This is a genomic window from Kitasatospora sp. NPDC059646, assembly GCF_042734615.1.
Classification (GTDB): domain Bacteria; phylum Actinomycetota; class Actinomycetes; order Streptomycetales; family Streptomycetaceae; genus Kitasatospora.
The window spans coordinates 1-26,975 of record NZ_JBHWDS010000021.1 but is presented as its reverse complement, the minus strand read 5'-3'; the positions used below and the strand labels follow the sequence as shown (position 1 = coordinate 26,975).

32 protein-coding genes are annotated in these 26,975 nt (G+C 72.6%); 20 read left to right on the top strand and 12 right to left on the bottom strand.

The window, feature by feature from the left end:
- The first annotated feature begins 8 nt into the window (after positions 1-8).
- The 4 genes from ACFV1L_RS17260 to ACFV1L_RS17245 all read left to right on the top strand — a co-directional run bounded on the left by ACFV1L_RS17260 (position 9) and on the right by ACFV1L_RS17245 (position 2,316).
- The gene (locus ACFV1L_RS17260; RefSeq protein ID WP_380366651.1) at positions 9-950 is read left to right on the top strand and encodes a sigma-70 family RNA polymerase sigma factor; all 942 of its coding nucleotides are present in this window, start codon (positions 9-11) and stop codon (positions 948-950) included.
- A 159-nt stretch (positions 951-1,109) separates the two neighbouring features.
- Positions 1,110-1,295, top strand: a complete 186-nt coding sequence (locus tag ACFV1L_RS17255) for a hypothetical protein (RefSeq protein ID WP_380366649.1) — start codon at positions 1,110-1,112, stop codon at positions 1,293-1,295.
- 192 nt (positions 1,296-1,487) lie between these two features.
- Complete coding sequence (locus ACFV1L_RS17250) at positions 1,488-1,895, top strand: DUF6193 family natural product biosynthesis protein (RefSeq protein WP_380366647.1); 408 nt, start codon at positions 1,488-1,490, stop codon at positions 1,893-1,895.
- 10 nt (positions 1,896-1,905) lie between these two features.
- A complete protein-coding gene (locus tag ACFV1L_RS17245) occupies positions 1,906-2,316 on the top strand; it encodes an Imm7 family immunity protein (protein WP_380366646.1) in 411 nt (136 codons plus the stop codon).
- 7 nt (positions 2,317-2,323) lie between these two features.
- Here ACFV1L_RS17245 and ACFV1L_RS17240 read toward each other — a convergent pair whose 3' ends face one another.
- Complete coding sequence (locus ACFV1L_RS17240) at positions 2,324-3,049, bottom strand: class I SAM-dependent methyltransferase (protein ID WP_380366645.1); 726 nt, start codon at positions 3,047-3,049, stop codon at positions 2,324-2,326.
- Positions 3,050-3,337: 288 nt separating this feature from the next.
- Between ACFV1L_RS17240 and ACFV1L_RS17235 the strand changes: the two genes are divergently transcribed.
- Both ACFV1L_RS17235 and ACFV1L_RS17230 read left to right on the top strand, forming a co-directional pair.
- Positions 3,338-3,712: a VOC family protein gene (locus ACFV1L_RS17235; protein WP_380366644.1), complete on the top strand. Its 375-nt coding sequence runs from the start codon at positions 3,338-3,340 to the stop codon at positions 3,710-3,712.
- A 33-nt stretch (positions 3,713-3,745) separates the two neighbouring features.
- Positions 3,746-4,315 (top strand): maleylpyruvate isomerase N-terminal domain-containing protein, encoded by a 570-nt coding sequence (locus ACFV1L_RS17230; protein WP_380366642.1) that lies wholly within the window; start codon positions 3,746-3,748, stop codon positions 4,313-4,315.
- Between the two features lie 31 nt (positions 4,316-4,346).
- Here ACFV1L_RS17230 and ACFV1L_RS17225 read toward each other — a convergent pair whose 3' ends face one another.
- The gene (locus ACFV1L_RS17225; protein WP_380366640.1) at positions 4,347-5,627 is read right to left on the bottom strand and encodes a YhgE/Pip domain-containing protein; all 1,281 of its coding nucleotides are present in this window, start codon (positions 5,625-5,627) and stop codon (positions 4,347-4,349) included.
- Between the two features lie 216 nt (positions 5,628-5,843).
- Between ACFV1L_RS17225 and ACFV1L_RS17220 the strand changes: the two genes are divergently transcribed.
- The gene (locus ACFV1L_RS17220) at positions 5,844-6,392 is read left to right on the top strand and encodes a YbaK/EbsC family protein (protein ID WP_380366792.1); all 549 of its coding nucleotides are present in this window, start codon (positions 5,844-5,846) and stop codon (positions 6,390-6,392) included.
- Between the two features lie 125 nt (positions 6,393-6,517).
- Positions 6,518-7,024 (top strand): peptide-methionine (S)-S-oxide reductase MsrA, encoded by a 507-nt coding sequence (gene msrA / locus ACFV1L_RS17215; RefSeq protein ID WP_380366639.1) that lies wholly within the window; start codon positions 6,518-6,520, stop codon positions 7,022-7,024.
- A 160-nt stretch (positions 7,025-7,184) separates the two neighbouring features.
- Here msrA and ACFV1L_RS17210 read toward each other — a convergent pair whose 3' ends face one another.
- Entirely contained in the window at positions 7,185-7,754 is a 570-nt protein-coding gene (locus ACFV1L_RS17210) for a TetR/AcrR family transcriptional regulator (RefSeq protein ID WP_380366637.1), read from the bottom strand.
- A gap of 95 nt (positions 7,755-7,849) precedes the next feature.
- Here ACFV1L_RS17210 and ACFV1L_RS17205 point away from each other — a divergent pair, with 95 nt between their 5' ends.
- Both ACFV1L_RS17205 and ACFV1L_RS17200 read left to right on the top strand, forming a co-directional pair.
- Entirely contained in the window at positions 7,850-8,347 is a 498-nt protein-coding gene (locus ACFV1L_RS17205; protein ID WP_380366635.1) for an FBP domain-containing protein, read from the top strand.
- The gene (locus ACFV1L_RS17200; RefSeq protein WP_380366634.1) at positions 8,344-9,177 is read left to right on the top strand and encodes a class I SAM-dependent methyltransferase; all 834 of its coding nucleotides are present in this window, start codon (positions 8,344-8,346) and stop codon (positions 9,175-9,177) included. The genes ACFV1L_RS17205 and ACFV1L_RS17200 overlap by 4 nt, the downstream gene beginning before the upstream one ends.
- 73 nt (positions 9,178-9,250) lie before the next feature.
- Here the strand turns inward: ACFV1L_RS17200 and ACFV1L_RS17195 are convergent, their stop codons facing one another.
- Entirely contained in the window at positions 9,251-9,619 is a 369-nt protein-coding gene (locus ACFV1L_RS17195; RefSeq protein ID WP_380366633.1) for a winged helix-turn-helix transcriptional regulator, read from the bottom strand.
- Between the two features lie 103 nt (positions 9,620-9,722).
- Between ACFV1L_RS17195 and ACFV1L_RS17190 the strand changes: the two genes are divergently transcribed.
- Both ACFV1L_RS17190 and ACFV1L_RS17185 read left to right on the top strand, forming a co-directional pair.
- Positions 9,723-10,358: an NAD(P)-dependent oxidoreductase gene (locus ACFV1L_RS17190; RefSeq protein ID WP_380366632.1), complete on the top strand. Its 636-nt coding sequence runs from the start codon at positions 9,723-9,725 to the stop codon at positions 10,356-10,358.
- Positions 10,359-11,418: 1,060 nt separating this feature from the next.
- Positions 11,419-11,676 (top strand): hypothetical protein, encoded by a 258-nt coding sequence (locus tag ACFV1L_RS17185; RefSeq protein ID WP_380366631.1) that lies wholly within the window; start codon positions 11,419-11,421, stop codon positions 11,674-11,676.
- On the opposite strand, the gene ACFV1L_RS17180 is transcribed toward ACFV1L_RS17185, so the two are convergent.
- Positions 11,651-12,271, bottom strand: coding sequence for a transposase (locus tag ACFV1L_RS17180; protein WP_380366630.1), 621 nt, complete (start codon positions 12,269-12,271; stop codon positions 11,651-11,653). The genes ACFV1L_RS17185 and ACFV1L_RS17180 overlap by 26 nt on opposite strands.
- Positions 12,268-12,717 carry a tyrosinase family protein gene (locus ACFV1L_RS17175; RefSeq protein ID WP_380366628.1) on the bottom strand — a complete coding sequence of 150 codons (450 nt, stop codon included), beginning with the start codon at positions 12,715-12,717 and terminating at the stop codon, positions 12,268-12,270. Before ACFV1L_RS17175 ends, ACFV1L_RS17180 begins: the two co-directional genes overlap by 4 nt.
- A gap of 675 nt (positions 12,718-13,392) precedes the next feature.
- Between ACFV1L_RS17175 and ACFV1L_RS17170 the strand changes: the two genes are divergently transcribed.
- From ACFV1L_RS17170 to ACFV1L_RS17160, 3 genes are read left to right on the top strand one after another with little or no spacing between them, the layout of a single operon-like run.
- Positions 13,393-14,004, top strand: a complete 612-nt coding sequence (locus tag ACFV1L_RS17170) for a hypothetical protein (RefSeq protein ID WP_380366627.1) — start codon at positions 13,393-13,395, stop codon at positions 14,002-14,004.
- 41 nt (positions 14,005-14,045) lie between these two features.
- Positions 14,046-15,317: a cupin domain-containing protein gene (locus tag ACFV1L_RS17165; protein WP_380366626.1), complete on the top strand. Its 1,272-nt coding sequence runs from the start codon at positions 14,046-14,048 to the stop codon at positions 15,315-15,317.
- A complete protein-coding gene (locus tag ACFV1L_RS17160; protein WP_380366624.1) occupies positions 15,314-16,609 on the top strand; it encodes a JmjC domain-containing protein in 1,296 nt (431 codons plus the stop codon). Before ACFV1L_RS17165 ends, ACFV1L_RS17160 begins: the two co-directional genes overlap by 4 nt.
- 47 nt (positions 16,610-16,656) lie before the next feature.
- Here the strand turns inward: ACFV1L_RS17160 and ACFV1L_RS17155 are convergent, their stop codons facing one another.
- The 5 genes from ACFV1L_RS17155 to ACFV1L_RS17135 form a co-directional block, all read right to left on the bottom strand.
- Positions 16,657-17,373 carry a GNAT family N-acetyltransferase gene (locus ACFV1L_RS17155; protein WP_380366622.1) on the bottom strand — a complete coding sequence of 239 codons (717 nt, stop codon included), beginning with the start codon at positions 17,371-17,373 and terminating at the stop codon, positions 16,657-16,659.
- Positions 17,374-17,573: 200 nt separating this feature from the next.
- Positions 17,574-18,194 carry a hypothetical protein gene (locus ACFV1L_RS17150; protein ID WP_380366621.1) on the bottom strand — a complete coding sequence of 207 codons (621 nt, stop codon included), beginning with the start codon at positions 18,192-18,194 and terminating at the stop codon, positions 17,574-17,576.
- Positions 18,195-18,459: 265 nt separating this feature from the next.
- Positions 18,460-19,263, bottom strand: coding sequence for a GNAT family N-acetyltransferase (locus tag ACFV1L_RS17145; protein ID WP_380366619.1), 804 nt, complete (start codon positions 19,261-19,263; stop codon positions 18,460-18,462).
- Positions 19,264-19,359: 96 nt separating this feature from the next.
- On the bottom strand, positions 19,360-19,884 hold the full coding sequence (locus ACFV1L_RS17140; protein WP_380366618.1) for an NUDIX domain-containing protein: 525 nt from the start codon (positions 19,882-19,884) through the stop codon (positions 19,360-19,362).
- Between the two features lie 35 nt (positions 19,885-19,919).
- Positions 19,920-21,017: a hypothetical protein gene (locus ACFV1L_RS17135; protein WP_380366616.1), complete on the bottom strand. Its 1,098-nt coding sequence runs from the start codon at positions 21,015-21,017 to the stop codon at positions 19,920-19,922.
- A gap of 89 nt (positions 21,018-21,106) precedes the next feature.
- On the opposite strand from ACFV1L_RS17135, the gene ACFV1L_RS17130 reads away from it, so the two are divergent.
- The 4 genes from ACFV1L_RS17130 to ACFV1L_RS17115 all read left to right on the top strand — a co-directional run bounded on the left by ACFV1L_RS17130 (position 21,107) and on the right by ACFV1L_RS17115 (position 25,399).
- Positions 21,107-21,619: a DUF2199 domain-containing protein gene (locus ACFV1L_RS17130; RefSeq protein ID WP_380366614.1), complete on the top strand. Its 513-nt coding sequence runs from the start codon at positions 21,107-21,109 to the stop codon at positions 21,617-21,619.
- 213 nt (positions 21,620-21,832) lie between these two features.
- Positions 21,833-24,205 carry an SAM-dependent methyltransferase gene (locus ACFV1L_RS17125; RefSeq protein ID WP_380366613.1) on the top strand — a complete coding sequence of 791 codons (2,373 nt, stop codon included), beginning with the start codon at positions 21,833-21,835 and terminating at the stop codon, positions 24,203-24,205.
- A 430-nt stretch (positions 24,206-24,635) separates the two neighbouring features.
- Positions 24,636-24,905 (top strand): hypothetical protein, encoded by a 270-nt coding sequence (locus tag ACFV1L_RS17120; RefSeq protein ID WP_380366612.1) that lies wholly within the window; start codon positions 24,636-24,638, stop codon positions 24,903-24,905.
- A gap of 35 nt (positions 24,906-24,940) precedes the next feature.
- Positions 24,941-25,399 carry a hypothetical protein gene (locus ACFV1L_RS17115; protein WP_380366611.1) on the top strand — a complete coding sequence of 153 codons (459 nt, stop codon included), beginning with the start codon at positions 24,941-24,943 and terminating at the stop codon, positions 25,397-25,399.
- Positions 25,400-25,472: 73 nt separating this feature from the next.
- On the opposite strand, the gene ACFV1L_RS17110 is transcribed toward ACFV1L_RS17115, so the two are convergent.
- Positions 25,473-25,832, bottom strand: a complete 360-nt coding sequence (locus tag ACFV1L_RS17110) for a hypothetical protein (RefSeq protein ID WP_380366609.1) — start codon at positions 25,830-25,832, stop codon at positions 25,473-25,475.
- A gap of 206 nt (positions 25,833-26,038) precedes the next feature.
- Here ACFV1L_RS17110 and ACFV1L_RS17105 point away from each other — a divergent pair, with 206 nt between their 5' ends.
- Positions 26,039-26,923 carry an ArsR family transcriptional regulator gene (locus ACFV1L_RS17105; RefSeq protein WP_380366608.1) on the top strand — a complete coding sequence of 295 codons (885 nt, stop codon included), beginning with the start codon at positions 26,039-26,041 and terminating at the stop codon, positions 26,921-26,923.
- The last annotated feature ends 52 nt before the right edge of the window (positions 26,924-26,975 follow it).

Sequence of the window (26,975 nt, the reverse complement as noted above, 5' to 3'; positions counted from 1 at the left end):
TGTGGTGCATGGACACAGTCGCCGTCGACCGCTTCGAGGCCAGCCGGCCCCGGCTGGCCTCGCTCGCGTACCGTCTGCTCGGCTCGGCCGCCGACGCCGAGGACGCCGTCCAGGACGCGTTCCTGCGCTGGCAGGCCGCCGACCGCGCCCGCATCGAGGTGCCGGAGGCGTGGCTGACCAAGGTGGTCACCAACCTCTGCCTGGACCAGCTCCGTTCGGCCCGGGCCCGGCACGAGCGGGCCGTCGGCGAGCAGTTGCCGGAGCCGCTGCTGCAGGGCGACCCGATGCTCGGGCCCGCCGACACCTACGAGCAGCGCGAGTCGGTGTCGCTCGCGGTGCTGACCGTGATGCAGCGCCTCGCGCCGGTCGAACGCGCCGCGTACGTGCTGCGCGAGGCGTTCTCGTACCCGCACGCCGAGATCGCCGGGATCCTCGACATCAGCGAGTCCGCCAGCCAGCAGCACGTCCACCGGGCCCGCCGCCGGGTCGCCGCCGAACGCCGCGGCGGCGACGGGCGGACCGACCCGGCGTCCGCCCGCCGGGTGGTCGAGGAGTTCCTGCTCGCGGCCACCTCCGGGCGGGTCGACCAGCTGGTGGCGATGCTGACCGCCGACGCCACCGCGGTCTCGGACGGCGCCGGCCTGGCCAAGCGCCTGCTGCGGTTCACCGACCGGAAGCAGATCGCCACCTTCGTGCGGGCCGGGTTCCGGCCCACGCCGGCCAAGATCCGGCTGGCCGGCGGCGCCCCCGCGCTGCACGTCGCGGACGTCAACGGCGCCCCGGCGGTGATCGCCGTGGTCGACGGCCGGGTGCGCGGCGCCGTCGTGCTGGAACTGCGGGACGGCCTGGTCGCCGGCCTGTGCGGCATTGCCGCCCCCGCCCGGCTGGCCCGCCTCGACGCCGCCTGGCAGCAGCACGGTGCCGAGTCGCCCGCGGTGGCCAGCTGGTGACGGACGGTCAGGTCCGCGCGGGCTCGACCCCGACCCGAGGTCGAGCCCCACGCCGAAGGCACGACGAACAACGACACCGCGAGGACACCCGCGCAACGACGGACTGCCCCGCCGAGGACGTCGCCCGCCCGCGAAGGACTCGTCCTGGTCCGGACGACGGTGCCGGACGGCTTCGACGACCACCTCGCGCAGATCGAGCACGGCCTCGACGACCCGCGGCACGCCGCCCTGATCAAGCCCACCTGGAGCGCCGGCAGGCGGGCTGCCGACGACCCCCGGATCGAGGAGTCGCCGAGGAGATGGCGCAGCACTTCCTCGCCGACCCGTCCCCGCTGCCCACCCTGACGGGCCTTCAGCAGCAGGACGAGGCCGCCACCCGCCGCCACGACCCGCTCACCCGCATCACGGCGAGGACGGCCGGCCCGGCCGGACCACGCCCGCCGCACCGATCCGGCGGAGACCGCGCGCGGCGGGCGTGGAACTGCCCCGACCGGCCGCCGGAGCGGACGGAGGCGGGGAGTCGGGAACAATGGGCGGATGCCCGACTCCACGCCGCACCCCGCCGACCCCGCCCGACTGACCGCCTCCGCCTGGCAGCACCTGCGGGACGAGGCCGCCGGACTGGACCACCCCTGGGCGGCGACCCACCGTCAGCTGGTCGAAGCGGCCCACGCCGAGCCCGAGCTGCGCGCCCTGTTCCCGTTCACCAGCCACTGGGCGCTGCGCTTCTCCACCACCACGGGGCCCGCCACGGCCGCCGTGGGCCCCGTCCTGTCGGCGGGCACCGACGGCACCTTCGGAGTGGGCACCGGCCTGGGCGCCCCCGACCTCGGCTGCTACCCCACCGCGCGGGAGGCCGTCGCCCACGCGGTCCGCGAACTCCCGCCCGGACTCGGCCCGGTGGGACTCGGCGGGCCGCTGCGACCGCTCGGCGAGGACGGGTAGGCCGCGCGGGATGTTCGAGTACCACGGCTGGGTGACCGTCCGGGAGAGCGCCGGCCCGGAGGACGGCGAGGAGTTCGTCGTCGAACAGGCGCGCCTGCGGCGGCTGGTGGCGGGCATCGAGGAACGGGCCCGGCAAATCGGCGGCCACGGGCTGGTCGACGTGCGGTGGATCAACGGCGAACCGTTCCTGCACCTGGGTGGGTTCGGCAACCACCGCGACCCCGGGATCCCGGCGTTCTTCCGCGAGGTCGGCGCCCGCGCCCCCGGCTCCTACGGACTGCTGTACGTCCACGACGACGAGGACCGGGCGCACCCCGACGGGTTCGTGGTGCACCGGATGGTCCGCGGCCGGGTGAGCGAGCAGGCGGACGCCCTGCTGTCGCCGTGCGTCCCGGTGGTGGAGGATCCCTGGACGGCCTGACGGCGAGTCACGGGCGGCGGGCCAGGAAGACGAACTCGCGGCCGGGGCGGTCGGGTGCGTCGCGGACCTCCCGGAGGTCGAACCCGGCGGCGCGCAGGTCGTCGGTGACCTCGGCGCGCTCGCGGAAGCGCAGCGTGGAGTCCGAGGTGAGGTGCGCGCCGTCGGCGGCGAAGACGTAGTGCCAACGGAACGTCACCAGCGGGCCGGAGACGTCCAGCAGGTCCGCCCAGGTCTCCACCCGGCCGACGCCCGGTACCTCGTCGATGCGGTGGGTGGCGTCGCGGTTCCACTCCTCCCAGGCGCGGCGCGCCGGGTCGCGGGTCTCGAACACCAGGTGGCCGCCCGGGCGCAGCACGGCGCGGGCGCCCCGCAGGGTGGCCTGCCAGTCGCCCGGATCGGTGATCGACTGGGCCGCGTTGGCCGTCAGGGTGACCAGGTCGACGGCCAGTGGCGGCAGTGTCGCGCCATCGGCGCAGAGCCAACGGACCCTTTCGGCACCGGGTTTGGCGCGGGCCAGCGCGACGGACGCCGCCGCCGGGTCCACCGCCGTGACCTGGTGGCCGCGTTCGGCCAGCAGCAGCGCGAACACGCCGGTGCCGCAGCCGAGATCGAGGACGCCGTGCGCGCCGAGCTCGGCCGCCAGGTCGAGATAGGGGACCAGGTCGCTGCGGTCCGGATCCAGCGCGTCGTAGAGCGCGGCCAGCCGGGGGTCCGTGAAGCACTCGTCAGCCATGCGGGCGAGGGTACGTGCCGACGAGGGTGCGCACCCGCGGTTTTCCGCCCGGCCGGCCCGGCGGGGAAAACCCGTTGCCGCCGGGGCGGGGCGTTGCGTACGGTGTGCGGGTGAACACCGGAACGGCCACGGGCCACGCACGGATCGGCAACCCGGTGGGCGACTGAGCCCATCGCGGGCGTCCTCGGGGCGCCCACCGGTCAGGGGACCGCCCGGTCCCGGGAGCAGTGCTCCCGGAACGACCAGGCTTCTCACCCACTCCCCGACCCGGAACGAGGTTCCTCCGCCATGCCCGCTGCCTTCAACCACACCATCATCCCCGCCACGGACCGCGAGGCCTCGGCACGCTTCTACCTGGAGCTGCTGGAGGCCGAACAGGCGCCGTCCTGGGGCCCGTTCACCAACCTGACGATCGCCGACGGCGTGCTGCTCCAGTTCGCCGAGCCGCCGGTGGAGATCCAGCGCCACCACTACGCCTTCCTGGTCGACGACGAGCACTTCGACCGCGCCTACGCCCTGCTGTGCGCACGCGACATCCCGCACTGGGCCGACCCGCAGATGCAGCGCCTCGGCGAGACCAACACCGAGCACGGCGGCCGCGGCGTCTACGTGCTCGACCCGGCCGGCCACGGCGTGGAACTGATCACCCGCCCCTACCTGTAGGCCGCCCGACGGTGCGGGTGCGAGGATGGCCTGATGGACCATCAGGACGTGCGGGCCGCGCTCGCGGAGCTGCGCCTCGCCCTCGCCCCGCACCTGCAGGCGGACTGGAGCGTCCCGGCCGGCGGGCTGGAGTGGTCGTGCCGGGAGACCCTGGCGCACATCGGCCACGACCTGCTGGCCTACGCCGGCCAGGTGGTCGCCCGGCCCGCCGACCGGTACCTGCCCTTCGACCTGACGGTCCGTCCGGACGCCGACCCCGCCGCCACCCTGCAGACCGCGCTGGCCTGCGGCGAACTGCTGGCCGTCGCCCTCGCCGCGGCCGACCCCGCCCTGCGCGCCTGGCACTGGGGCCCGACCGACCCCGGCGGCTTCGCCGCGATGGGCGTCGCCGAGACCCTGCTGCACACCCACGACATCACCACCGGCCTCGGACTCGACCGGGCCATGCCGCCCGCGCTCTGCGCCGCCGTCCTGGCCCGGCTGTTCCCGGACGCGCCCGGCGGCGACCCGGCGGCGGTGCTGCTGTGGTGCACGGGGCGCGGTGGACTGCCGGGCCTGGAACGGCGCACGACCTGGGGCTGGAAGGCCGCGCTGCCCGCCTGACGGGCGGCGGGCGGTCCGGTGGCGGCGCGCCTCAGGACGGTACGGGCACCATGCGGTGCAGGCCCTTGCGGTCGTAGTAGCGGGTCATCGCGAAGCCGAAGACCAGGGCCACCACGAACCCCACCGCGATCATCACCCAGCCGCGGGTCAGCCCGGCGTCCGCCTGCGCGTCGAAGTACAGGATCGCCCGCACCCCGCCCGCGACCTGCCGCATCGGCTCGAACGCGCCGAGGAACCGGTAGAAGGACGGCGTGGCCTGGAGCGGGATCGTCGCGCCCGAGGACGGCAGGGCGAACGCGATGAAGACGAACATCGCGACGAGTTGGCCGAGCGTGCCGAACGCCGCGTTGATCGCCTGCACGCCGAGCCCGACCGCCATGCAGGCGCAGAACGAGAACAGCCACAGCAGCGGCAGGTGCGGGGCGTCCATGTCCAGGATGCCCACCGTCGCCAGCACGATCATCGTGGTGGTGACGGCCGACAGGCCCGCCGTCATCACCATCTTCACCACCAGCGTCTGCGTCCGGTTGATCGGCACCGTCGGCCGGCGCGAGTGCCACGGGCCGATCTCGCTGTCCGCGTAGCCCAGCGCCGTGTCCACCCCGTTGTGCACCAGGTTGGCGCTCATGAACCCGGCCAGCACCAGCAGCAGCGTGTAGTAGAACGCGCTCAGCCCCAACCCCGTGTGGCGGGCGATCGGATGACCCTGCTGCACCTGCACGTCCACCGGGTCGGCCAGCAGCAGCCGCGCCGTCGCCGAGGCGTTCGGCACCGCGGCCGTCAGCCGCTCGCCGATCGACCGCGAGGACCGGTGCGCCGCCTGCTGGGTGATCTGCGACGCCAGCGACGACGCCAGCGACCCGGTGCCCGGATTGGTCAGCGCCAGCAGCACCGGACGGGCCGAGGCCTGATCCGCCGTCAGCGCGGCCACCGTGCGGGAGAAGTCCTCAGGCACCACCAGCGCCCCGTACACCCGGCCCGACGCCAGCAGCTCCTGCGCCCGCTCGCGGCTCACCCGCTGCCACTGCACCTGGCCCGGCGGCGTCCCCGCCGCCACCGCGTCCGCCAACTCCGCGCCCAGCGGCGCGGACTGCCCCGGCAGCGGCGGCCCCGCGTCCGCGTCGACCAGGGCGATCGGCAGCCGGTGCAGGCTGTCCGAGGGCGTCAGGATGCCGCCCATGTACAGCAGCGACAGCACCAGCGCGACCAGCGCGCTCAGCACCCCCGGGATCAGCCACAGCTTCCAGCGGCGCAGCACCCGCCCCGCGCGGGCCTGCGGGGCGTTCACCTGCGGGGGAATCCCGGTCGCCATGCCACTCCCGGCCACTCGACGCCACCGTCGGTCCCCGGGTCGGGAACCCCCACGACGATAGGGGCCCGGGCGCGCCGCCCGGCTGCGACACCGGCCGTGGTCACCCCAACGGGCCAGCCGGGAGCGGGCGGGCCGGTTCGTTAGGGTGGGGCCATGACTGAACAGGCTGCGCCGGACCGGACGGCTGCCCCCGTTTCGAACTCCGCCGACGGACGGGTGACGGCCCCGTTCGGAAACTTCCCGGACGTGCGGCGGGCGGTCGACTGCGTCGCCGAGCTGGCCGGGCCGGTCGCCGCGCTCCTCAACGACTGGGACACCGAACTCGCCCGCGCCGTACGGTACGTGGACACCGACCCGGAACTCGCCGACACCGCCGTGTTCTGCGCCGCGTACGACGTCCCCGTCGAGGCGTCCGCGAACTGCGTGGTGGTCGCCGCCAAGCGGGGCGGCGAGACCACGCTCGCCGCCGGCGTCGTGCTGGCCACCACCCGGCTCGACGTCAACAGGACGGTGCGCGGCCACCTCGGCGCGCGCAAGGCCTCGTTCGCGCCGATGGACACCGCGGTCGGCGAGAGCGGCATGGAGTACGGCGGCATCACCCCCGTCGGCCTGCCCGCGCACTGGCCGCTGCTGATCGACGCCGCCGTCGCCGCCACCCCGTGGGTGCTGATCGGCAGCGGCCGCCGGCGCGGCAAGCTGATCCTGCCCGGCGCGGCACTGGCCGCCCTGCCCGGCGCGCAGGTGCTGGACGGGCTGGCGTCCTGAGACCTCCGGGAACACCGCGCGCCCGGCGGAGGTTGGACCGGATGGTCCCCGCCGGGCGGCGTCGCGCGGAGGGGCCACGCACCGCACCAGGAGTGCGGACGTCCCATGCGAGGAGTGAGAACGAGATGACCACGGACCGGGCTGTCCTGGCCGGCGGCTGCTTCTGGGGAATGCAGGAGCTGATCCGCAAACTCCCCGGCGTCCAGTCGACCCGCACCGGCTACACCGGCGGCGAGAACGCGCACGCCACGTACCGCAACCACCCCGGCCACGCGGAGGCGCTGGAGATCGTCTACGACCCGGAGCGGATCAGCTACCGCACGCTGCTCGAGTACTTCTTCCAGATCCACGACCCGAGCACCGTGGACCGGCAGGGCAACGACATCGGCAGCAGCTACCGCTCCGCGATCTTCTACGGCGACGAGCAGCAGCGCGCCACCGCGCTGGACACCATCGCCGACGTCGACGCGAGCGGCCTGTGGCCGGGCAAGGTGGTCACCGAGGTCACCCCGCTGGGCGACTTCTGGGAGGCCGAGCCCGAGCACCAGGACTACCTGCAGCACTACCCCAACGGCTACACCTGCCACTACCCGCGGCCCGGGTGGAAGCTGCCGGTGCGCGAAGGCGCGTGACGGGGCGTCAGGGTCCTTCGTCGGCCGCCGGCCGGTTCTGCCGGCCGGCGGCCGGTCCGTCTGACGTCGGTCCCGCCAGGTCGGCCGGCTGCCGGTCCGCGGCCTCTGCGGCCTCGGCGGCTCGCGATCGGCGGCTCGGGATCGGTCGGTGGGGCGGCGGTCAGTGAGCGGCGCGGGCGCGGAGCAGGGCGTCCAGGGAGTCGACGATCCAGTCCCAGGACTCCTGCGGGTCGACCGGGGTGTGGGCGAAGCCGCCGGCGGCCTCCAGTTCGATGTAGCCGTGGAACGCCCCGCCGAGCAGCCGCACCGCGTGCGTCTGGTCCGGCTCCGGCAAGTGGTAGCCGCGCAGGATGGCCCTGGTCAGCTGGGCGTGCCTGGGAGCCGAGCCGGCCGCGGCGGTCTCCGGGTCGAGCCGCAGCCGGGTGGCCTGGTAGCGCCCCGGGTGCTCGCGGGCGTAGCCGCGGTACGCCTCGGCGAAGGCCGCCAGCGCGTCGCGCCCCGCCCGTCCGGCGATCGCGTCGCCGGCCCGGTCGGCGAGCTCGGCCAGCGCCAGCAGGGCGATCCGCACCTTGAGGTCCTGCGAGCTCTTGACGTGCGAATACAGGCTGGCCACCTTCACGTCGAAGCGCCGGGCCAGCTCCGTCACCGTGACCTGCTCGAAGCCCACCTGGTCGGCCAGCTCCGCGCCCGCCCTGGTGAGGACCTCCGCCGACAGACCTGCACGCGCCACCCGGACCCGCCTCCCGCTCCTCGATCGTTCTGTTGCACCGCTCGGTCAGATTATCCATTTGCCTAAACGACTTAGGCAAATTAGCGTGGCGTTTCGTGCGAGAGTTGACCGAAGCCGAGATCCGCGCCGCGTTCCTGAACTGCTCCAAGGGCGAGGCGAAACGACTGAACCTGCCGCGCGAGCTCGCCGAGCAGCCGTGGGGCGAGCTCGACTTCCTCGGCTGGCGCGACCCGCAGGCCCCCGACCGCGCCTACCTGGTCACCGTCCTCGACGGCCGCGCGCGGGCCGTCGTCCTGCGCAGCTCCGCCGCCGCGGGCCGGCAGGCCCGGCGAAGCATCTGCTCCCTGTGCGTCACCACCCACACCGGCGGCGTCTCCCTGCTGGTCGCGCCGCTGGCCGGCCCCGCCGGGCGCCAGGGCAACTCCGTCGGCGCCTACGTGTGCAGCGACCTCGCCTGCTCGCTGTACGTCCGCGGCCTGCGCGAGACCGGCACCAAGATCCACGAATCGCTGACGCAGGACCAGCGGATCGACCGCCTGCGGCAGAACCTGGCCGGGTTCCTCGCCAAGGTGGACGGCGGGGAGGCCAAGTGACGGACGTGCAGGAGGCGGACGGCGTCGGCGCGTTCGAGGCGCTGGAGCGGCGGATCTGGTCCGGCCGGGCCGCCGCCTACGCCGCGAGCTTCGCCCGCCTGTGCGCCCACCCCGTGCCCGAGCTGCTCGACGCCGGCGGCGTCCGGCCCGGCAGCACCGTGCTGGACGTCGGCACCGGCACGGGCACCGCCGCGGCGGCGGCCTGCGCGCGGGGGGCCCGCGTGGTGGCGGTGGACGCCGAACCGAGCATGCTGGCCGAGGCGAGCCGGGCAGCGCCCGACGCCGAGGTGCGGGCTGCGACGCTCCCCGAACTCCCCTTCGCCGACGGCGCGTTCGACTGCGTCGTGGGCAATTTCGTCCTCAACCACGTCGGACGGCCGGAGGCGGCCCTCGCCGAACTCCGCCGGGTGCTCCGACCCGGCGGCCGGCTCGCCCTCACGACCTGGGCCGCCCCGGCGCCGCCCGGACAGTCCCTGCTCGGCCGCGCCTTCGAGGCCGCCGGAGCCGTCCGGCCCGCCGACTTCCCGCCGCCGCCCGCCGCCCTCGTCGCCGTCACGGACCTCGGCGCCCTCACCGCCCTGCTCACCGCCTCCGGCCTGCGGTCGGCCTGCGGCCGCGTCCTGTCCTGGAGCCACCGCACCACCGCCGACGCCTGGTGGGCCGGTCCGGCGAGCGGCGTCGCCTTCCTCGGCGAACTGCTGCACCACCAGGAGCCGGCCGTGCAGTTCGGGATCCGCCGGGAGTTCGACCGCCTTGCGGCAGAATTCCTGGACGACAACGGTCAGTTGGCGCTGCCGCACGCCGCACTGCTGGTGTCGGCGCAGCGCTGACGCACCCCGCACCAGGGGAGGCGCGGTGCCGTCTCCGGCCGGTTCCCGTCCGGAGGCGACCGCCGCGGTGCGGTCAGTCGGGGCGGTCCGCCGCTTCGCGGGCGTCGAGGAGTTGAGGCAGGTGGGCCTCGGCCCAGGCGCGGGCGGTGGAGAGGGGGCCGAGGAGGGTGCGGCCGAGGGGGGTCAGCTCGTACTCGACGTGGCGGGCGGGGCCGGGACGGACGGTGCGGGTGACGAAGCCGTCGCGTTCGAGGGAGCGGAGGGAGGCGGTGAGCACCTTGGGCGTGACCGTCCGCAGCGGGACGCGGAGTTCGGAGAAGCGGCGGGGGCCGCCCTCCAGGCACTGGATGATCATTCCGGCCCACTTGTCGCCCACCCGGATCGGCATCAGCTCGGAGGGGCAGACCGGGTCGAACATCTCGGGGTCCAGGGGTTCGCGCACCGGACCACCGTAGTCCGGCGTCCCGGCGGTATCCCAGCGGTAACCACGCCGGTGACTACCTTTCGGACAGATCGACACCGAGAGAGACGAGGCGGTACCCCGGATGAGCAGGATCATCGTTTTCGGCGCGGGCGGACGGACCGGACGGGCGGCCGTCGAGGAGGCCGCCCGGCGAGGGCACCACGTCACCGCCGTGGTCCGGAACCCCGACAGGTACCCGGAGTTGGGCGGCGAGAGGGTGCGGGTGGCGGCCGGTGACGTCACCGACGCCGAGAGGATCGCCCGGCTGGCGGCGGGGCACGAGGCCGCGATCGCGGCCGCGTACGACGCGGGCGTCCGGCCGGAAGCGTTCTTCGCCGCCGCAGCGCACGCCCTGGTCGGCGGACTGGAACGGGCGGGCGTCGGCCGCCTGATCGCCGTCGGACTGGCCGCCACCCTGGAGATCGCCCCCGGTACCCCGCTGATGGACGCCCCAGGGTTCCCGCCGGAGTTCCGTGCGTTCTCCCGCGCCCACGCCGCAGGCGCGGCCGTCCTCCGCACCTCCACGACCGCGCTGGACTGGCTGATCGTCAGCCCCGCCGGCGACTTCGAGCACACCACCGCAGCCCGCGGCGGCTACACGGTCCGGGGCGCCGACCCCGCTGGGCGGGTCACACATGCCGACCTGGCGCTCGCGCTGCTCGACGAGATCGACGAACCGGTGCACCACCAGGTCCACGTCGGCGTCGTCGGGGCCTGAGCCGTCATCAATCGCCTTCCGCCCCGCAGTAGTTGGGTGCCGGGCTTGCGTGACCGAGGTGATCGGTGGCTCGGCGCGACGTTGGGATGCGGGCCCGCCACTGGGTCTGGAGGCCGGCGGTGAGGGTGTGCCGAGCGGCGGGGGCGAGGTGCGCGATTCCGAGCGGCCAGGTGCGGCAGTCGCAGGCGGTGAGCACCCGGCCGTCCCCGGTGAGGCGTACGGAGGCCGGCGAGGTGAGGCCCGAAAGTCCGTCGTCGGGTCCTGAGAGATTGTCAATCGGTCGGCGTCGCGTGCGAGCTGGGAACTGTCGGAACTGTCCGACCGATCACTTGAAATCTTGTCCCGTGGTTTCGGCAGGGCCGCCAACCTGCGACAAGCATCCGTGAGCCGGCCGACCCGGAGACGGCCATCGGCCATTCCCCGGTGCCGGACGAGCGTTGCCAGGGAGCCCGCCGGTGAACGACAGCGACAGCCCCACCGCGACGGCGGGCCCCGGCACCTCACACGCGACGGGGAGACCCCGCCCCGCCGAACCCAGCGTCGAGCGGGGTGACGGCGAGGTGGCCCTGAACACTGCCAACCCCGGCCCGGCAAGCACCGAACCGGCCATAGCACCCTCCCTCGCGCCGCCCGGGCCGAACGCTTCGCCAGCATGGCATCCATACGAAGAAAACACTCGGCGCACGGCAACCCATAGCCGCCAACTCCCCCTTGAGCAGCCATTTCTGACGGAATGAGAGGTGCAGGTGTACGACCGGTTCGAGCGGTCTGTCGGGCGGTCGCCACCCACTAGATTCCTCACCACGCGGTGGACGCCCCACCATGGGGGTGAATGGGCGACGACGGGGGGATGGTCGGCCGGCGAGTAGCGGCCAAGGCCGCCCCGTTCTCCACCTCTGACGAAGGGGGAATGGTTATGGCCACGACCACGATACGGCGCTTGGCCGGGCTCGGTGCGGCAGCGGCGATGAGCTCTGCGCTGCTGCTGGGTCTGCCGACCTCGGCCCACGCCGCCGGGTACTGCGATGGGAACGTTCTCATCACGAATACCTACAACGGCATGAGCTCCCGCCTGATCCGGTCCTACGACGGCAGCAGCCTCTGCGTCAACACCTGGAACCAGACCGGCGGCTATGCCTGGACGAAGGCGGCCATCACGAAGCAGGTCGGCGGTCCCGACGCGGCGAACGACTACGGCTGGTACTCCCAGTACGCCTCGACCGGCTGGGTCGCCAAGGGCAACGGCTGCTGGTGGTGGGGTGGCACCCCGGTCTCCCCGGGATCGACCACCTTCAGCTTCTGGTACAACTGCGTCTGAGCTCTGTCCGCCCGATCATGAGCGGAGCTGGATGAGGAGGGCGGCGGCCGTGATTGTGTCGGGACTCCTGACCGAACGGGACGATGGCACCGACAGCGGCATCATCAGCCTTGAAGACTTCCTCACGGCAGCGGACTTGGTGCTGGCCCCGGGCGCCACAATGCCCGAGCCCCCGTGGCACGCGGTCAGGTTCGAAGCCGGATGGCGAGGGCAGCCGCGGTGACGGTGCCGAGGACGACGTAACCGCGCCTTTCCCGTAACGGGTCGTGACGGCGCGGGAGTTCTCCAGCCTGTTGATGGCCCGCTCGACGGTGAAGCGCTTCTTGTACCGATCCTCGTCGAACCCCGATGGCCGCCCGCCTCGCGATCCCTTGCGCAGGCGGGCGGCCTGGCTGTCGGCCTCCTCCGGGATCGTGTGGCGGCTGCCGCGCCGCCGCAGGTACTCACGGCAAGGACCGTTGCTGTAGGCCCTATCGGCAGCGACGCTCTCGGGCTTCTTGCGGGGCCTGCCCGACCCGATCCGGGGGACGCGGATCTTCTCCAGCACCGGCACGAACCGGGTGCAGTCGGCCCGCTGCCCCGGCGTAACGATCACGGACAGCGGGCGACAGAACCCGTCCGCGCGGGCATGTCCTGATCGACGGCGGGCTGGACCAGTGGGCCGCTGACGGCGACCTGTCGTGTGATCGCGGTGGGCGGGTCGGCCGGGCTGAGGGTGGTGTCGCGGTTCTTGGACGGGTGCGGGTCGTAGAAGCCGGGGGCCTCCGGTGAGCCGCGTGCGGTGCCCATGAGGTCGGGGATGGTGAGCGGTTCCGGATCCTCGGTGCAGTCCCAGTAGGGCAGCGAGAGCTGGGAGGTCGATCTCGCAGATCGAGTCCTCGAACCGTTGACGATTTCGCGGTGCCACGGCCGGAACGCCGGGCATCCGTGGGCATGCGTGCTCTGGTGGATCTCATTCTGCTTGAACCAGTGGCTCCCACCGTCGGGGATCGGCAGATCGGACTTGCTGCCGCGGTAGAAACGCGTGTTCGGCATGATCATCGCGTTCCCGCCTTCGGATTTTCCTGCGATGCCCGGTGGAGATGGCCAGTGCCTGCACCAGGGTCACCTGCCGATCCGAGGGTCGAATGCTCAGGCGGGGACGGCCTCGATATTGGGCCGTCCTCCTTGCAGTGGTACGGCCGACCCCCGCGCATGCGAGAGCAGTCTCATTGACCTGAGACTCCAGGCGTGGGCTACTCGGAAATGACCCAATTTCAGCGGTTCGGGTATAGGTGAATTCCCACCTTTTGGGAATTGGCGTGTCAGGCAAGCGGAGAGTCGCCGTGCCGGCACGATTCATTTTCGACCGCGGGCCGGTTCTGCAGCCGACGGCCTTCACTCACAGTGGCAGTCGAGGCGCTAGCGACGCTGTGAACATGCCAAGGGGCGGCGGCATGTGGATGGTCATCCCGCAGCAGTGCAGCGGCGAAGACTCCGCAGGCGCTTGTGGATCGTCCCGCACGTACGGGGAGCGGCAGCAGTCGGCCCTCGCCGCGGTCACCTGTTCCAAGGTGTCATTTCTGCGGACCATTATGAGGGTCTCCGGAAATACATTCATCGGTGCGTAGCCGGGAAGCTTGGTTTCGTACAGTGGCCGGCCGGCACTTCCCGGAGCCGGATGGCGAGAAGTCGCTTTTAGACGTAATGTGCTGGTATCGGGTTGGAGGTGCTCTGATGACCAATCATCAAGAAGAGCCCATCGACGTCACCCGGGATGCCGGACAGATAGACATCACGCGGGACGCCGGACAGATAGACATCTCCCGCGATGCTGGCCAGATCGACGTCACGCGGGACGCCGGCCAGATTGACATCGCGCGGGACGCCGGGCAGATCGACGTCACGCGGGACGCCGGGCAGATTGACATCGCGCGGGACGCCGGGCAGATCGACGTCACGCGGGATGCCGGACAGATTGACATCGCGCGGGATGCCGGGCAGATCGACGTCACGCGGGACGCCGGGCAGATCGACATCGCGCGGGACGCCGGCCAGATCGACGTCACGCGGGACGCCGGCCAGATCGACATCGCGCGGGAGGTCCACATCGACATCACCCGGGAGAGGATCCACATCGGCATCACGCGGGATGCCGGGCAGATCGACGTCACCCGGGATGCCGGACAGATTGACATCGCGCGGGACGCCGGGCAGATCGACGTCACGCGGGATGCCGGGCAGATTGACATCGCGCGGGATGCCGGGCAGATCGACGTCACCCGGGATGCCGGGCAGATTGACATCGCGCGGGATGCCGGGCAGATCGACGTCACCCGGGACAGCTAGTCCGTGCCGCTTGCTGCTCTAGATGACATCAGGGAGGCGGCATGGCCGCGGTACGGCCGCATGACTATGAGGCGCGCGAAAACGCGCTGGCACGCAGTGTCCAACCGTTGTCGGTCGAGGACTTCCTCGCGAACTACTGGCAACGCGCACCGCTGCTGACGGTCCGCAATGGCTCGGCCGAGTTCGCCGACATAGTCGACATGGACGAGTTCGACGCGATCATCGCGGGTACTGGCCTGCGGCACCCGTACTTTCGAATCTTCGACGACGGCGCGCCGCTCCCCGTCGGCATGACCACCACGTCTCGCCAGCTCGGTCCCGATCTGGACAGTGGTCTGGCGGATCTGGACGCTGTGTATCAGCACCACGCCAACGGCGCCACGATCGTGCTGCAAGCAATGGAGCGCTGGTGGCCGAAGTTCCAGCAGTTCTGCCGTGACTTCGAGTTGGCTTTCGGCTTCCCGACTCAAGCACACGCGTACTTGACGCCCCCGCACGCACGAGGCGCCCCGGTGCACTACGACACCCACGACGTTTTCGTGCTCCAGGTGCAAGGGTCAAAGAGGTGGCGGGTGTGGGAGCCCGTCAAGCGACTGCCCATGCGGATGAGCGAGGACGTATACGAGCCCAGTGCTGTGCAGGCGCAGACCGAGGAGAAGCAGCCGTTAATCGACGTGGAGCTTCGCGCGGGCGACTCGCTTTACCTTCCGCGCGGTTACATTCACGAGGTGACGACGGACCGGCACCGATCGTTGCATGTCACGGTCAGTGTCATGGTCTACCGGTGGGCCGATCTCGCTGAGGCTGTCATCTCCGATCATCTGGTGAAACTGCGGGACGTCGTGGAGTACCGCGAGTCCCTTCCGTACGGCAGAGTCCCCTTCGGCCCACCGGACCGAAAGTTGTCCGATCACTACGCGAAGCTCGTCGACGACTTCCTCAGCGGTCTTGACCTGGCCTCCGGTGAGGAGCTGATGCGGTCCCGGCTGGTGTCCTACATCGCACCCTCGTGGCGGGGGCGTTTCCTGGACGTCCAGCGGGCCTCCGAACTCACCCTGGACCAGCCGGTGTTCGTACGGTCGGACACGGTCTACCGGATTTCGGCGACCGAAAGCACCATCACGCTCACCGTGGGTTCCACTGCGGTCGAATTCGACATACGGTTCGCCCCGGCCATTCGCCACGTCGTCGCCGCGCAGTCGTTCACCGCCGGTGACCTGTCAAGTGATCTCACCGACGCCGAGCGGCTCGACCTGACCCGCAGGTTGGTGCAACTCGGCCTGTGCACGCTCGGCAAGGAGTGGCAGTCGTGAGCACCCCACCGCGCAACGCGCTGGAATTCCTGATCGATCCCATTCCGCGGGGGGACTTCCTGCGCGACTACTGGGAAAGGCGGCCGCTGTTCGTCGGGCGCGGTCAGCCCGACTACTTCGCCGAACTGTTTTCCTTCGACTCCCTCGACGCACTGCTTGCCCGGGGAGACCTGTGGCATCCGAACGTGCGTGTCTTTCTCTCCGGTCGGCAGATACCCCAAGAGGAGTTCGCCAGTCGCTGGGCCTACGGCCGCGAGGTCCACGAGCGGATCGTCGATCGGGGCCGGCTCATCGAACTGTACGAGGCCGGGGCGACCGTCAATGTGCTCGGCGTCGAGCGCACCTGGCCGACAGTGACCGACTGCAGCAAACAGTTGGAGATCGATGCGGGTTTCCCTGTGCACACCACGGCATTCCTCTCACCGCCCAATGCGGTGAACATCCCCCCGCACTTCGACATGACCGATGTGCTGGTCACCCAGATCAGCGGGAGCAAGGAGTGGGGCCTGTGGGAAGCCGACCGGACACTGCCCCTCAACTCCGACACCGCTGGGCGGATCTACGGTCGTGAAGATCCTCGCGTTGGGCCGGGCAGACTGCTGGGCCGGCACGTCCTGCACCCGGGCGACACCCTCTACGTGCCCAGGGGCGTCCTCCATGAGGCGATTACCACCGACGAGATTTCGCTGCATCTCGCCTTCGGAATCAACGTGCACCGGTGGTACGACCTGATCGAGGCAGCCGCACGGCATGCGGTGGCACGCCTCGCCGACGACGAGCAGGCGCGGCACGCCTTGCCGGTCGGATTCCACCGGACCAAACCCGTGGGTACACCTGCAGAAAGTGTTGCTCACCCGATGCTGCAGACGATGACTGAGCACCTCGCCTCTACCATGCGAGCCGGTCTCGTCGAAGGCCTGCACACGTTGGACGAGCGTTACCTCAACGGCCGGCCTGCCTCCCGGCCCCGCCAACTGACGGACATCGCCGCCGCCGAGGACCTCACCATGTCCAGCCGGCTCGTCGCACGACCTCACCTCGCCCATGGCATCGCTCCGCACAACGGCCGGATCCGATTGGTCTTTCACCGCAAGACCCTGAGCTTTGGGACCGAGCTGCGCTCGGCGCTGGACTTCGTCGCCGCCGGACAACCATTCGCTGTCTCCGAAATCCCCGATCTCACCACCCATCAGCGCCTTGAGTTCGCTCAACGTCTCCTCAAGGAAGGCTTCCTGACCCTTGACACGAACGGTGGCATCGGGTCGGCGAGCCAAGGGCCGTCCCGTGAATGATCTCGGAGGTGCCGAAGTGCTGTCATCCGGATGTGACGGGACAACGATCAGCGGATGAAGAGGGACAGTTGGGTGCCGAGCTCGCGGAAGCCGAGGCGGGCGGCGACTCGGCGGGAGGCCGGGATGCGGGCCCGCCATTGGGGTAGGAGGCCGGCGGCGAGGGCGTGCCGGGCTGCGGGGGACGCGGCGCGGCGGGCGAGGCCGCGAGCGCGGTGGGCCGGGTCGGTGAGGACACCGAGATGCGCGATTCCGAACGGCCAGGTGCGGTAGCCGCAGGCGGCGAGGACCCGGCCGTCCTCGGCGAGGACCGCGAAGACCGGCGAGGTGAGGCCCGCGAGTCCGGACTCCTCGGCGTCCGCGACGCCCGTGCGTTGCTCCAGGTCGCGCAATCCGGGGTCGTCGCCGGGGAGTTGGTGGACGGTGCCGAGGTGCGGCAGGAGGGCGTCGGGGGCGAGGTAGGAGAGTGTTGCCGGGCCGAGCAGGTCGCCGATCGGGAGGAGGGGACGCAAGCGCTCGGCGTCCCCGGCCAGGTCCGCCGGGTGCTCGCGGAGTGCGGCCCGCAGCAGGCGGGCCCGGCGTTCGTCCGGCGCGGTGGCCAGGACGGAGCCGCCGAGCGTCACCAGGCCGAGCCATCCCGGTGGGCAGAGTCCGGAGCGCGGCGAGACCACGACGGCCGCCCGGCCGGGCTCCGGGAAGGCCGCCGGTGCGCCCGCCAGCGCCTCCCAACGGCGCCGCGTCGTGTGCAGCAGAACCTCGTTCGTCATCGCGTCATCCTGCCCGCCCCACCTGGTGCCCGCACCCCAATTGTCCGGTCACCGTGACGGCCGTGCAGAGACCGGCGGCGTGCCTCCGCCACGGGCTGCTCGGACCAGGGGAGAACAGGTGCGCACGGGAGTCGGACCGCCGCGGGTCTCCGGGGAGGGCGGCCCGGGGTCGCGGCGCGGGCCGGCCGTCCGGAGCGGGGTCAGTGGCCGCCGCGCGGGTACTCGCAGCCGCCTTCCAGGTAGGCGCCGTGAACGTCGATGCGGCCCGCGCCGGAGAGGATGCCGGTCAGGCAGCCGCCGGAGCCCGGGACGGCGAGGGTGAAGTGGACGCCGTCGGCAGCGGCGGACAGCGTGGCCCCGGGGTAGTCGAGCCGGGTCATCAGTGCGCGGCCCTGGGCCTCGTCGGTGGGCGTCTCGCGGGCGGCGGCCGCCGTGATCCGGGCCGCGTGGGCCTCGCCCCGGCAGCGCTGACTGTCCGTCAGCAGCACCATCTGCCGGAAGGCGTGGTTCTCGGCGTACTTCGGGTTCTCCGGGTTCGAGCCGCCGGACTCGCCGGACCCGGCGGTCGGCGCCGGGGTGGGCACGGCCGTGGACGCCTTCGCGCAGGCCTTCGCCACCTGGGGGAACTTCCGGTCCGCCTCGGCGAGTTCGCGCTGCCGGCGCTCCTCCGCCTCCTGCTGGATCCTGCTGATGCTCGCCGACGCCTGCGGGTCCGGCTGCGCCTTCGCGCCGGTGCTCCCCGCGTGCGTGCTGCCGCAGGCGGTCAGCGCGCCGGCGGCGGTGAGCGTGACGGCGGCCAGGACCAGGACGGGTCGTCTCACGGCGCGTGCTCCCAAGGAAAAGCCAGTGGCGGGCCCCGGGCGGCCCGTCCCCCCGACCTGCATCCTTCCGTATGCGATGCACGGGGCGCCAGAGTATCCGTACTCAAGCCCGAGGAGGAGCGGGAGGCGCGGCTCGCCCGGACCCGCGACTACCTGGCGGGCCGGGCGGAGACGGCCTCCGGCGGGTTCGTCCTCCCGATGCTGACCGGGGTGCTGAGGGCCCGCCGCCTGTGACGGCCCGTCAGGTCGGGGTGGGGCGGCGTCGTCAGGAGGCGGCGCGGTCCTCGTGCAGCGGGACGGCGTACACCGGCTCCGGGCCGTACGAGGTGAAGCCGGAGGTGAGCAGGATCGGGCCGGAGGTGGTCGGATTCGCCTTGACCAGGGCCATCGTCGCGCCGTGGCCCACCGCGTAGGTCAACCGGGCGTCGAGCAGCGCCCGGTACACCCCGCGCTTGCGCCACTCCGGCACCACCACCCCGCCTGTCAGCCGGGCGACGCCGTCCACGACCTGCACGCCGCCGGTGCCGACGGGTTCGCCGTCGACGTACGCGACGACCAGGCCGCCGCCGCCGGCCGGGACGGAGGTCGCGTTCCGGGCGGCGAGAGCCTCGATCCGGTCGTCCGGCGGAACGTCGCCGTGGAAGGCGGCGGCTTCGATCGTCACGCCGTCCCGGGCGGTGGTGGCGTCGGCGGCCCAGCGCAGCGACACGTCCACAGTGGGCCGGGGGAGTTCGGGGACGCCGTGGCTCAGGTCGGCCGCCATGATCTCCAGCACCAGCTTCACCGTGGCGCCGCGCGCGGCCAGGTCGGCCTCCAGGTCGGCCGGGGCGCCGAGCAGCACCTGCCAGTCCAGGATCGGCGGACCGAAGGCGCGGGCCCGCTCCACCAGCTCGTCGACGACCTGGCGGGTCGGGCGAGTCGGCGTGAACGAGACCACCGAGAGGTCGAAGTCGATGTAGTCGGGCAGCCGGAGGAAGGTGTACTCCTCGGTCTTCACGACCTCGGCGTCCGGCGGCATCCACACCCAGGCCGCACCGGCGGCGGCGACATCAGAAACTGTCAGGCTCATGCAGGCCAGGCTAGGGGCGCGGTCCGGAACGCCCTGCGCTGTTACAAGATCAGAACCTGACGGTGACACAGTTCAAGTCCGACCGACAGGGGTTGGTCACCGCGCAGCGGCGAGGTGGGCGGCGTGGGCGCGCATCCGGGCGCGGTCGGCGGGGAAGCAGCTGGCCCACGGGCGGTCCAGCGGGAGCCACGCCGCCGGTTGGCCGTGCTCGGGCGCGAGCGGCACGGCCGCGTCGACCAGGGCGACGTACGAAACCCCGAGGGTCGGCGGCAGGCCGGGGAGGTAGCAGCGGACGGTGGCGGCGGCCGGGCGCGCCAGCAGCCGCACGGCGAGGCCGGTCTCCTCGCGGAGCTCGCGGGCGGCGCCCTCGCGCGGAGTCTCGCCCGGCTCGACCGCCCCGCCCGGCGGCACCCAGCCGCGGTGGCGGTGCCGCACCATCAGGACACGGCTCAGCTCCAGGTCGAACACCCAGACCTCCGCCGCCAGCGGCTCGACCCACCCACGGGCCCGCTCGGCGGCGAACCAGCGGCAGGCGTCGTCGAACTCGGCGGCCGCCGACGCGGCGTCGGCCGCCGCCGCGTCCAGGGCGCGTCGCTGCGCGGGCATCTCTCGGGTCGTCATCGGGGCACCGTACGCACCGGGTCCGACAGTGCGGGCTACTCGACGACCAGGCGGACCTGGTGCCGCGGATCCCGCTCGCAGAGGAACACGACGAGCTCGTCCCAGGCCCCGTCGAAGCCGGTCGGGCCGTCGAACTCCGGGTCGTGGCCGTGCCGGGCCGTGCGCGCGCGCTCTTCGAGGGGAGTCCAGCTGTGCGCGCCGTCCCCGTCGTCGGGGATGGTCAGGAACAGGCCCATTCCGGACCCGCAGTCGCACTGGACCCGGCGGGGGCCGACCGGCCAGCCGCCGGTCTTCATGCCGGGAGCCACCGAGAGGTCGCGGCGGTAGGTCGGGCCGGAGCCCGCCTCCTGTGCCTCGTCCCACGCCAGGACGCGTGAGCGCAGCGGCTCCGGGAGGGCATCGGCGCAGGGGAACTCGGTGACGCCTTCGGGACGCACGACGCACTGCTCCAGGACGAAGCCGTCGAGTGCGCCGACCGGCGGCCGCGCGCCGACGGACCGTGAGAGCGCGGCGGCGGCCCGCCAGACGACGAGCGGAGCCGGTCCGGGGGAGCGGGAGAGCAACCCGGGCGCACTGCGGTGGGGGAGCGGGCACCACAGGAGCTGGACCAGGTCGGCGCTGTCCGGGAACGGCGTCTCCGGTATGTCGGCGGCGTGCAACTGCACGACCGGCAGCAGGGGCACCGGCTGCTCGGGCGTCACCAGTTCCTCGGTCGTGACGGTCGTCCGGTCCTGCTCCTGCGGCGCGGACAGGACGGTGCGCTGGGTGTCGTACCAGTGGGCCGTGAAGGCGGCCAGGGCGGAGCCGGGATCGGCCGCCTCCGCGGAGAACGGCTCCATGGCCTGCTCGAACGTCGCGTTGATCCGGGCGAGCGCGGCGGCGGCCTGTTCGGCCGAACGCCGGGCGTCCTCCCGGTCCTCGGGCGTCGCCGGCCGCTCGACCTCCACCACGTGCGCCAGCCCGCAGGTCGGCCACGGCTCGTCCTCCGGCCACAGCAGCGGCCCCGCCACGGAACTCGCCCCCGGGGCGGGGATCCCCCGGCGAGGGTGCAGCCGGGTCGCGCGCCGGGCGCGGGAGGCGAGTTCGGGGAAGGCGGCAAGGACGTCGAGCGGCCGGTCGGGCGTCGTGAACATGGGCCACGATCCCACCCGGAGGCCGCTCACTGTCAAGATCGACCACCGCCTGCCCGGCCCGTCGGACCAGGGCGGTAGTGTCTGCCACCATGTCGACCGACCCCGGATTCACCTGTGCGTGCTGCGGCGAACGCCACGCAGAGACCCCGATGAACTTCTCCAGCCCTGCGCCCGCCTTCTGGGAGCCCGGGATGGAGCGGGCGAAGAAGTGCGAGCTGACGTCCGACCAGTGCGTGATCCGGGGCGAGGCGTTCTTCGTCCGGGGGCTGATCGAACTGCCCGTCATCGGGCACGACGAGGTGTTCTCCTGGGGCGTGTGGGTCTCGCTCAGCGAGCGGAACTTCCGGCGGGCGAACGAGATGTGGGAGAACCCCGCGCGGGAGGCGGAGCCCGCGTACTTCGGGTGGCTGTCGACGGAGCTGTTCCCGTACCAGCCGACGACGATCAACCTGAAGACCATGGTGCACACCCGTGCCGTGGGCCTGCGGCCGACCGTCGAGCTGGAGCCGACCGACCATCCGCTGGCCGTCGAGCAGCGGACGGGCATCACCATGGACCGGGTGCGGCAGCTCGCCGAGGCGGTACTGCACGCGCAGGCGTGACGGAAGCGGCCGTCCTGGGCCGAACGAGGGGACTCGGGTCCTGCGGGAAGCGGGCCCGGTCGGGGGTGCGGGCGGGCGAACTACATTGCGGGGCAGGGGCCGAGTGTCGTGCCCGGGGTGCGGGCGGGCCTGATCGCAGTGGGAGAGCTCATGACCGAAGGACAGCTCCGCAGTACGCCGGCACCCGGGCGGCGGCCGGGAACGCTGGTGTTGATGGGCTCGGGCATCCGGGCCATCGGACAGTTCACCCTGGAGTCGCAGGAGTACCTCCGGTGGGCTGACCGGGTGTTCTACTGCGTCTCCGACCCGACCACGGAGCAGTGGATCCTCGACCAGCAGCCGGACGCCGTCGACCTGTACACGCTCTACGACAACGACAAGCCGCGGCGGATCACGTACGTGCAGATGGCCGAGACGATGCTGCGGCCGCTGCGCGAGGGGCTGAACGTCGTCGGCGTCTTCTACGGGCACCCCGGGGTGTTCGTCAATCCGTCGCACCGGGCGATCGCGATCGCCCGGCAGGAGGGGCACGCCGCGTTCATGCTGCCGGCGGTCTCCGCGCTGGACTGCCTGTTCTCCGACCTCGGGATCGACCCGTCGCGCCCGGGCTGCCAGATCATCGAGGCGACCGACCTCCTGCTGCGCAAGCGGCAGTTGCTGACGGACAGTCACGTGGTGCTGCTCCAGGTGGGCAGCGTCGGCGACACCGGCTTCCGGTTCGCCGGGTTCCCGAACACGCACCTCGGCGCGCTGGTCGCCTACCTGCAGGACGCGTACGGGCCCGACCACGAGATCGTCAACTACATCGCCTCGCAGTACGCGATCGCCGACCCGGTGGTCCACCGGGTGAAGCTGTCCGAGCTCCTGGAACCGGAGAACAGCAGGCGGGTGACGGGCATCAGCACCTTCTACGTCCCGCCGGTCGCCGAGCGGCCGATGGACCTGGAGACGGCGAAGGCGCTGGGGCTGAAGGTGGCGACCCAGCCGCAGCCGGAGGGCGCGCTGCGCTCCGGCTCGGCACTGGCCGGGCCGTTCGCGCCGTTCGACGAGCCGTACACCGAGTACGACGAGCGGTTCGTCGCCCTGCTCGACCGGCACCAGGTGCCGCGCGACTACCGCAAGTCCCGTCCCTCGCGGGCGTTCTACGAGGCGATCCGCGACCTCTCCGTCGATCCCGCGAAGATCGAGCAGTACAAGGACGACCCGGAGCGCGCCCTGCTGTCGCGGACCCCGCTGCGGGCCGACGAGCGGACCGCGCTGCGGACCGGGCACGCCGGACGGATCCGGGAGGGGTTCCACCGCACCGAGGACGAGGTGGCGGCCGGGTTCGCACTGAGCCTGGTCACCGACGTCGAGACCGCGGCCGAGTACACCCGGCTGCTGGTGGAGGCGTCGTCGGCGGCCGAACCCGCCGAGGCGGCCCGGCAGGCGCTGGCGCACTGGGGATACGACACCGACGTGACCGCGATCGGCGAGGCGTTCACCCGGCTCGGGACCGGGCGGGCGCTGTGGGCCGGCGGCTACCACCTGGTGGTGGACGGCGAACCCGGCCGGACGCTGTTCGTCGGCGGAACCCGGATCGAACTGGACGGGGCGGAACTCCAGGGCGCCCGCCTCGCCGACGGGGTGCTGTCCTGGAGCGAGGACGCCGGCAACCCGTCGTCGGGAGCGCTGGAGTTCGCCCTCGCGTCCGCGCCGCAGGCCGGTGCGGCGGACGCGAGTTACGTCGGCCCGTACTGCCACGGACGCGTGTGGTACGGCAGCGCCCGCCCCGCCGCCGAGAACGCCTTCGGCAAGGTCGGCGTGTTCGACCCGGAGTCGGTCGCCGCCCGGGGCGCGGCAGATCCGCTGTCCACCTGGTACGGCACGTACCGGACGGCGCTGGTCGGTGACGCCGGCCGGTGGGTCGACGGCCCGGTGGTCACCGTGCGGGCCGACGACGGCGAGGGACGCGGTGCCACCGTCGAGTGCGACGGGAAGCCGGTCCAGCGGTTCGGCTACGCCGACGGGGTGCTCGGATGGACCAGCGCGGAGCCCGGCTGGTCCGGCGGCGTGGTCTTCCAGAAGCGGCCCGGGCAGGCCTTCGTCGGACGGCTGTGGAACAGCGCGGCCGACCCCAGGATGATGAAGATCCGCGCCATCGGGTCCGCCGACGGCGCGCCGGAGCAGGCGGCGCTCGCGGAACTGAGCCCGCTGCTCGCCTGGCGGGCCCACGCCACCTGCGTGTCCCTCGCCGGAACGGCCGTCGAACTGGGACGGTCGCTGGCCCTCGCCGAGCGGTCCACCGCGGTGGACCGGGCCCGGACGGCCCTCGCCCGCACCTTCCGGACGCCGTCGACGCTCGCCCGACTCGCCCCCACCGAACTGAAGTTCGTCCCCACGTTCACCGATCTCGACGTGGTCGACGTCGACATCGACGCCGTGGACGTCGACACCATCGACGTCAACGCGATCGAGGTCGACATCGACGCGGACTTCATCGACGTGACCATCCCCGTGGACATCGTGGACGCGGCGGTGGTCGAGGTCGAGTTCATCGCCGCGGTCGACTCCGGCGAGAAGGAACTGCCGGAGGAGGAGGGGTAGTCGGGCCTCTTCGACGGTGCCGGGTTCCGGAGGGTTCCCCGGGCTGGGTCGGCGAGCATCCGGCGCAGCCGGCCCGGCCGTGTTCGTGCGGGACGTCGGCCGGCGGCTCGACGGCGCGGCCCGGTACGCCACGTGGTCGAGCACCCGGTGCTGCGGCTGCGGGGCGTCGATCCGGGCCATGGCGGCGCGCAGCGCCGGGTGGCGGCGGCGGGTGTCACACCGGTCCGTGTCCGACGGGATGCGGGGCGAGCATCTCGTCGGAGGCGGCCGGAAGCGCGGACGCCCGGTCGGTGGGGGCACCGGTCAGTGGGTCCGTGATCGCCGCCCCGCCATCGCGGGACGCGCCCCCGGGGTTGCCCAACGGTCTGTGCGGGCCACCTGTTGACGGCGCATCGGCGGCTCTGTCGTCGCGGCCGGATAGCGTGTCCCGGTGATCGACACCGACCCGCTGGTACCCGCCCTCGCCGGAATCGTCCTCGACGTGCTCCGGTTCCTCGACACCTGCGACGACGAGGAGGTGGACCCCGACACCGCCGTGAAGATGACGGAGAACGTGGCCTGGTTGCTCAGCCGGCTGCCCCCGGACCAGATCGACCGCCTCCTGGCGGTGGTCGCGGACCTGGCCGAGACCGAGCCGGACCCCGGGCGGCGGGAGTTCCTGACCGCGTTTCCGTTCGCCTGCGGCCTGCGGGAGGAGTAGCCCGAACTGAGCCCCCGGCCGGGGAGCTGCGGACCATGGCGTCGATGGCGGGTGGCAGGGGTGGGGCGAGGGATCGGATCGACGCGTGGCTGACGTCCGCCGGCACCCGGCGGGCTCCGGCCGGCGCAGTGGCGGAACCGGGACGGATCGCGGAGGTGGAGGCGGGGTTCGGGTGGGCCGCCGTTGGTGGTTCCCGGAGTCCGGGCGGGCTTCTGGCTGGGGAGTTCGCGCCCCCGGCTCTGGGAATCTGTGCGGTCGGCCTGTCGGTGGCTGGGCAGGAAGAGCTCGCACCGGGGGACGACGAGTCCCGGTTCCGGCCGGAGTGCATTCCGGTCGCCGGGTGGGACCACGAGGAACTCAGGGTCCCGCTCCGGGGCGTCGCCGACGCGTTCGGGGGCCGGAACGCTGAGATTGGCCGCGTCCTGACGGCGGGTCGGGCCCGGATCGGTGGTGGGGGTGACGTGGTGGGGGAATCCGCGTCGGGGGCGAGATGATTGTCGCAGGATATGAATGTGGCGGGGTGGAACCGGAATTCGTCGGATTCCACCCCGGGGGGTCGAACGGACGTCAGCCGATGGTGTAAGTGGTGACGCTCGGCGGCGTCCGGCCGGTGCGGCCGTTGTGTTCGAAGGTGACGCGGGTTCCCTTGGGACAGGCCCGGTCGGTGTACGTGAACGATTCGTGGGCAGGCCACCAGATCCGGACCTGCACGCACTTGCCGTCGGCCGAGGTGTCCTCCAGCCAGCCCGAGACCCGGGTGGTGGTGGGGCCGCACTGGATCAGGTACGAGGACCTGCCGCCGGGGATGTCGACGTTGTACCGCTTTCCGCAGGTGGCCGCGCTCGCCGTGCCGGTGCCGACCGTCAGCACGCCGCCGAGTGCCAGCAGGCAGGTGAACGCCGCGAGAAGTGCCCGCCTCGGTTTCATGTGTTCCCCCTTCGATTCGGGCGGTGCCGTTCCACGGCCGGCCCCCGCCCTTTCGGCGGGCGGCCGGCCCGGCATCCAGAATGCCGGGAAATCCCTTGCGGGCGGCGGCCGTTGCGCAATACTGCAAAGGTGCCGCAGGCGGACCGGAAGCGTGCATCGCGGTACGCCGGCACGCCGGCGCGGGTACGGACGGGGGCGTGGGCGGAATGCTCAGAATCCATTTCTCCGGGGACGACGCCACGAGGATCCGGGTGGCCCCCGCCGCCCCCGCGCTGTGGGACGTCGCGTGCAGCCTGCACCTGCTCGGCGCCCGCGACCTCCCGGCCTCGTTCGAACCCTGGCGGCGCACGGTGCGGCGGCACCTCCACCGGGCGGGCCTGGCGCGTGCGGTGCGGGCGCTCGCGTCGGCGTTCCCGGTCGACGGCCGGCCCGCTCCGTCGGCCGCGGGCGGCGGCGCGCGCGAACTCGTCCGCCGCTACCACGAGATCGCCGTCGCCCCGTTCGCCCGGCAGATCGCCGCGGCCGTCGCCGCCGACCGGGCGGTGCGGGCGCGGGCCGCGCTCGACCGCGGGGTCGAGGGGCTGATGGCCAGCTACCGGCCGCACGGCGTCCGCTGGTGCGGGGGAGTGCTGCACGTGCGGTGCGCCGTGGACGCGGACGTCCACGTCCGGGGGCGGCCCCTGACGCTCCTTCCGTCGTTCTTCGGGACGCGCACCGCCGTGCTCGCCGACCCGCTGCTCCCCCCGGTCCTGGCCTACCCGCTGCTCCCGGCGGCGTCCTGGCTCACCGCCCCACCCGCGGCCCCGGGCGGCCCGCCCGGCCTGCGCCGGTTCCTCGGGCCGGGCCGGTGCGCGGTGCTGGCCGCGCTCAGGTCGCCGCTGTCGACCCGTCAACTGGCGGACGCGCTGCACCTGTCGCCGTCCGCAGCGAGCCGCCGGGCCGCCGCGCTCCGCGAGGCCGGGCTGCTCTCCACGGCCCGGGACGGTCGGTGCGTGCGGCACGCACTCCGGCGGGCCGGGAGCTGCTCGACCGGCTGGGCTGAGCCGGGCGCTGATGCTCCTATTGATCGTCAAGCCCTGCGGCTCGGGTGAGCCGTATGGTGGCCGGGTGCGGTACTTGGCGGAGTCGTTCATTCTCGGGGCC